Here is a 3,996-nt window from a genome sequence, read left to right on the forward strand (position 1 = left end):
CTCGGTCGGGCTGACTCGGATGATGAGTTGCTTTGTTCGCTTTTCGGCGGCACTCGAACCTGTCAAAAGGGCAAAATACCCCTGTTTTTGACTGCTTTCTGCTCAAAAAAACGGCATTTCATCACGGCATTTCGCCGATACTCCATGAAGAACTCCGGGAAGAACACGCACGCCGCCCTGTCGGAACTGGTTTCATGTTTCCCCCAAAACGCCGCCCTGCTGGCCGGCTTAGGTCGCGCTGCTGCGCTCCAAGCTTTACCGCTTCGCCTGCTGGCTTCGCTAAATTGCGGATTGGAAAATTTTGAAATAAGAACCCCTATCGGGCTGTTATCTGATTATGGTTATTTTGACATAGTTGTATCATCTTAAAAACAAGCATACAATCTGCAAATCTTAGACAAAGCAAAACCCCCGCCAAACGCCAATCTGCACGGGGGTTTCGAGATACAACATGAGCCAATTATACACCCAACCCGACCTCTTCTTGCAAGAACGTATCCCACACAAGCCATACTGCAAAGATTTCAAAGAAGCGCCTATGCTGGTGCGCTCTTACGCTGCCGCCATCAAACGCCGCTACATCCAAGTCAATCCGCCGCATCTGCGTGTGTTTATGCTCTTTGACTTGGATTACGAAGGGGCGGGGTTGGCTTGGGAAGACAATAATCTGCCTATGCCTGCTTGGGCGGCAATCAACAGGGAAAACGGCGGCGCACACCTTGCCTATGCGCTTTCCGCGCCTGTGCTGACGGCGGAATACGGTGGGAGACAAAAAGCCCTGCGCTATCTTGCTGCACTTGAAGCAGCATATAAGGCGAAATTGCGCGGTGATGTGGGCTTTGTATCGCTGATTACGAAAAATCCCGAACATCCGCATTGGCTGACGCTGCGCGGCGTTCCTGACGCAATCAGGGGCTACGATTTGGAGTATCTTGCGGATTTCGTGGATTTAGACAAGTTTAAGCCCTATATCGGTCGCTCTAACGTGGAAGCGGTCGGATTAAGCAGAAATTGCACGGTGTTTAACCTTGTGAGCCGTTGGGCGCACAAAAACGTGTTGGCGTTCAAACAGCAGGGCTACACGGTGCAAGGCTGGCTGAAAGAAGTGCATTACCAGTGTATGCGGGTAAATGGGGATTTCCCTGTCCCGATGTGGGAAAAAGAAGTGAAATGTATCTCCAAATCAATCGCTAACTGGGTTTGGTACAAGTTTGATATTGCAGCCAGCAATCGACGGTTTTCGGAATTGCAGGCTCATCGGAATAGTTTGCGGAAAACAACCATCAATGCAGGCAGAACAAAAATCATCACGGAGCTTTGAAATATGGCCTATCCAAAACTGAAAACCACCAAGCGAGACGTTACGGCTAAAGAACTGGCAAAACGCTTCGGCTGTTCCACAAGAACCGTTTTTCGGGCATGGTCGCAATCCCGCGCCGACTACCTAGCCGAAAACTCTATCAGCCGCGATAAACCGTGGGAACACTTCGGCATTTCCCGCGCCACTTGGTACAGGCGCGGCAAGCCTATGCCGTCTGAAACTGACAACCAAAGCGAAACAGCATGACAAGATACGCAATAAACCGCGATGCTCTGTACTCGGCATTCAAAGATTTTCTGTATTCGGAAATTAACGCAAATCCTGCTTTGAAAAGCGCAACGGTTGATGATCTTGCAGATATAGTTCTAGCCAAAAAATGGAGAATTTTTCTGCCTGACGGCATCAAACGCACAACAGCCGAAAAAGCTGCCCAACGGGTTTTGTACATGACAAACCAGCCTGAAAACCAAACCCAACAGGAGAACTAACCATGCAAACCACTATCCCCACCGGTTCAATCCGCACCTTTGGCGATTACGGCGTGATGTACATCGTCGGCACGCCTGCCGAACAGCTTCCGGACGGCGATTGGCTCGTAAATATTGAACTGCCGGAAAGCGGCGAACACACGCAATACAAACTGTCCCACATCGTTCAAGACCCAAAGGCTGCCTAATGTACGCGATTTCTTTTGATTTGGTGGTTGCCGATACCGCTCAAAACCATCCGAAAGGCATTTCCCAAGCCTACGCGGATATTGGATACACCCTGCGGAAATTCGGCTTTACCCGCATTCAGGGAAGTTTGTACACCTGCCAAAACGAAGATATGGCTAACCTGTTTTCAGCCATCAACGAGCTAAAAGCTCTGCCTTGGTTTCCGTCTTCTGTCCGCGATATTCGGGCGTTCCGCATTGAGCAGTGGTCTGATTTCACAAGTCTTGTGAAGTCTTAACTGCCTTACCGTCCAACATCCGCCGCAGCCCTGCCAGTTTTTGGCGCGCTGCGGCGTTTTCTGTGCGTTTTAGGGCTTCGGGTAGGCTAGCCCCCAATACTTTGGCGATATTGCTCGGATAGGGCTTTCTCGCGCCCGCAATGCGGGTTTCTGCTTCCGCTACGGCTTCTGCCCCGTAGGTCTCTATCAGCCATGCGGCTGTTCGCCTGTCGCGTTCGTTCTCGGTAATCATCGGCTCATTCCCCATCCCCTGCTTTGGGTTCGTTTGTATCGTTGGCTTATCGTTTGGCTGGTTGATTCAAGATTTCGCTCTGCCGTTGCCGTATTTCGCTCTGCCGCTCTAACTCGGCTGCCAAGCTCGCTAGCTGCTGCGCTAAACTCGTGTTTTCCTGCTCTAGCTCTGCCAACCTTTCGCCCAAGTGCGTTAAGGCTTTCATCATTCGCTGCTCGATTGCTGCGTGATTGCTCTCTAATTCCGCTAACGCGTCCAGCATTCGCTTCTCGGTCGCTACGCATACCCGCGTTGCTTTGCTGTTCTCGACTGGGCAATTTTCCAGTGTCAAACCTTTGGTCTTGGTTTCCAACAGGTCTAGGGTGCGCTCTGCTTCGGCTCTCTGCTGTTTCAAGTCGTCCAGCTCGTTCTTGACGCTCCATATCGCTATGAACAGCCCTGCTATGACTATCAACCCTGCCGCCGATATACCTAGCAAGCTCCACAGATAGGGCTTGAATACTGCCTTGCTCATGCGTAACTGCCGGGCGTTTATATCGGCGGTTATTTTCTGCTCGCTTTGCTTCAATGCCTCGTTGATATTTTTCCGTAACGTCTCTAAGTCTGCTTTCGTTTGTTGCTCTATGCTGGCGGCTTCGGTGCGTGATGTCTGCTCGAAGGTCTTCGCCAAATCGGAAATCTTGCTCATACAGTGCGCCTTTCAGTCGGATGTTGCGCCCTTTTGGGTCCGGGTTCTTGATGCTGATGCTGCTGATGGTCGCTCGTGATATTTCAAAACCTACCTTTTCCAGCGTTTCCAGCACGTCTGCGCGGCTTTTTAGCTTGCCTGATAGGGCTAGGGCTTCTAAGCCGTCTGTGATGCTCTGTGATGCTCTGTGCGGCTTCCTGCGTGTTTCTCGGCAGGTCTTTGGCTTGGGTCATGCTCTGCCGTTTGGCGGGGTCGTCTGGGTCGCTGTATCCGTGCGTCAGGTTCTGCATGGTGCGCCATGCGTCCACTCTTCCTCTGTCGGCGGCGTAGTAGTAGGGCTGTAACCGCTTTCCGCTCAAAAGCTCGATGTTCGGTATCACGAAGTTGAGTTCCAAACGCCCTTTGTCTCGGTGTTCTACCCATAGGCAGTTGTATTGGTCTTTGTCCAAGCCTGCAAAAATACACTCTTCGAAGCTGTCCATCAGGGCGTGTTTCTGTTCGGCGGGGATGTTGCTTTCTTCAAAGCTCAGGCAGCCGGCGGTGTATTTCTTGGCGTAATCGCTGCTGTTTATCAGGGCGGCGGTTTCTTCGGGGTCGCCGCGTAATAATCTGGCTTCTTCTCGGTCGCGGTCTTTGCCTAGAAGATAGTCTATCGGACCACTCCCGCCGCCTTTCCCCCTATTGAAAAACTGCACAATCATTGGGACTGCCATCCGTTCTTTTCTTTGGCTAAAAAATCCCGTAGGGAATTTAAGGAACGTTCCAACGCTGCCAGCTCGGTCGTCGCCTTGAGTGCTTCCA

The 3,996-nt window shown here is 51.5% G+C and carries 9 protein-coding genes; 6 read left to right on the top strand and 3 right to left on the bottom strand.

Going from position 1 to position 3,996, the window contains the following annotated elements; all coding sequences use genetic code 11:
* From ACU0AG_RS15965 to ACU0AG_RS15990, 6 genes are all read left to right on the top strand, one after another.
* Nucleotides 1-369, top strand: a 369-nt coding sequence (locus ACU0AG_RS15965; RefSeq protein WP_482783257.1) for a hypothetical protein, incomplete at its 5' end; no start/stop codon positions are given.
* 82 nt (nt 370-451) lie between these two features.
* On the top strand, nt 452-1,321 hold the full coding sequence (locus ACU0AG_RS15970; protein ID WP_003690219.1) for a replication initiation protein: 870 nt from the start codon (nt 452-454) through the stop codon (nt 1,319-1,321).
* 3 nt (nt 1,322-1,324) lie between these two features.
* On the top strand, nt 1,325-1,567 hold the full coding sequence (locus ACU0AG_RS15975) for an HTH domain-containing protein (protein WP_003690220.1): 243 nt from the start codon (nt 1,325-1,327) through the stop codon (nt 1,565-1,567).
* Nucleotides 1,564-1,809: a hypothetical protein gene (locus ACU0AG_RS15980; protein WP_003690221.1), complete on the top strand. Its 246-nt coding sequence runs from the start codon at nt 1,564-1,566 to the stop codon at nt 1,807-1,809. The genes ACU0AG_RS15975 and ACU0AG_RS15980 overlap by 4 nt, the downstream gene beginning before the upstream one ends.
* 2 nt (nt 1,810-1,811) lie before the next feature.
* The gene (locus ACU0AG_RS15985) at nt 1,812-1,997 is read left to right on the top strand and encodes a DUF5397 family protein (RefSeq protein WP_003690223.1); all 186 of its coding nucleotides are present in this window, start codon (nt 1,812-1,814) and stop codon (nt 1,995-1,997) included.
* Nucleotides 1,997-2,275: an endoribonuclease VapD gene (locus ACU0AG_RS15990; RefSeq protein WP_003690225.1), complete on the top strand. Its 279-nt coding sequence runs from the start codon at nt 1,997-1,999 to the stop codon at nt 2,273-2,275. Before ACU0AG_RS15985 ends, ACU0AG_RS15990 begins: the two co-directional genes overlap by 1 nt.
* Here ACU0AG_RS15990 and ACU0AG_RS15995 read toward each other — a convergent pair.
* The 3 genes from ACU0AG_RS15995 to ACU0AG_RS16005 form a co-directional block, all read right to left on the bottom strand.
* A complete protein-coding gene (locus ACU0AG_RS15995; RefSeq protein ID WP_003690227.1) occupies nt 2,253-2,507 on the bottom strand; it encodes a CppA family protein in 255 nt (84 codons plus the stop codon). The genes ACU0AG_RS15990 and ACU0AG_RS15995 overlap by 23 nt on opposite strands.
* 46 nt (nt 2,508-2,553) lie before the next feature.
* Nucleotides 2,554-3,195, bottom strand: coding sequence for an MbeB family mobilization protein (locus ACU0AG_RS16000; protein WP_003690229.1), 642 nt, complete (start codon nt 3,193-3,195; stop codon nt 2,554-2,556).
* 83 nt (nt 3,196-3,278) lie between these two features.
* Nucleotides 3,279-3,996: relaxase family protein (locus tag ACU0AG_RS16005; RefSeq protein WP_482783258.1), on the bottom strand; the 718-nt coding region annotated here is incomplete at its 5' end.

It is taken from the genome of Erythrobacter sp. RANMB8 (assembly GCF_056848235.1).

Excerpts from the sequence above, each read along its gene's own strand:
- ACU0AG_RS15970 (WP_003690219.1), top strand. The coding sequence starts at position 452 with ATGAGCCAATTATACACCCAACCCGACCTCTTCTTGCAAGAACGTATC.
- ACU0AG_RS15975 (WP_003690220.1), top strand. The coding sequence starts at position 1,325 with ATGGCCTATCCAAAACTGAAAACCACCAAGCGAGACGTTACGGCTAAA.
- ACU0AG_RS15980 (WP_003690221.1), top strand. The coding sequence starts at position 1,564 with ATGACAAGATACGCAATAAACCGCGATGCTCTGTACTCGGCATTCAAA.
- ACU0AG_RS15985 (WP_003690223.1), top strand. The coding sequence starts at position 1,812 with ATGCAAACCACTATCCCCACCGGTTCAATCCGCACCTTTGGCGATTAC.
- ACU0AG_RS15990 (WP_003690225.1), top strand. The coding sequence starts at position 1,997 with ATGTACGCGATTTCTTTTGATTTGGTGGTTGCCGATACCGCTCAAAAC.
- ACU0AG_RS15995 (WP_003690227.1), bottom strand. The coding sequence starts at position 2,507 with ATGATTACCGAGAACGAACGCGACAGGCGAACAGCCGCATGGCTGATA.
- ACU0AG_RS16000 (WP_003690229.1), bottom strand. The coding sequence starts at position 3,195 with ATGAGCAAGATTTCCGATTTGGCGAAGACCTTCGAGCAGACATCACGC.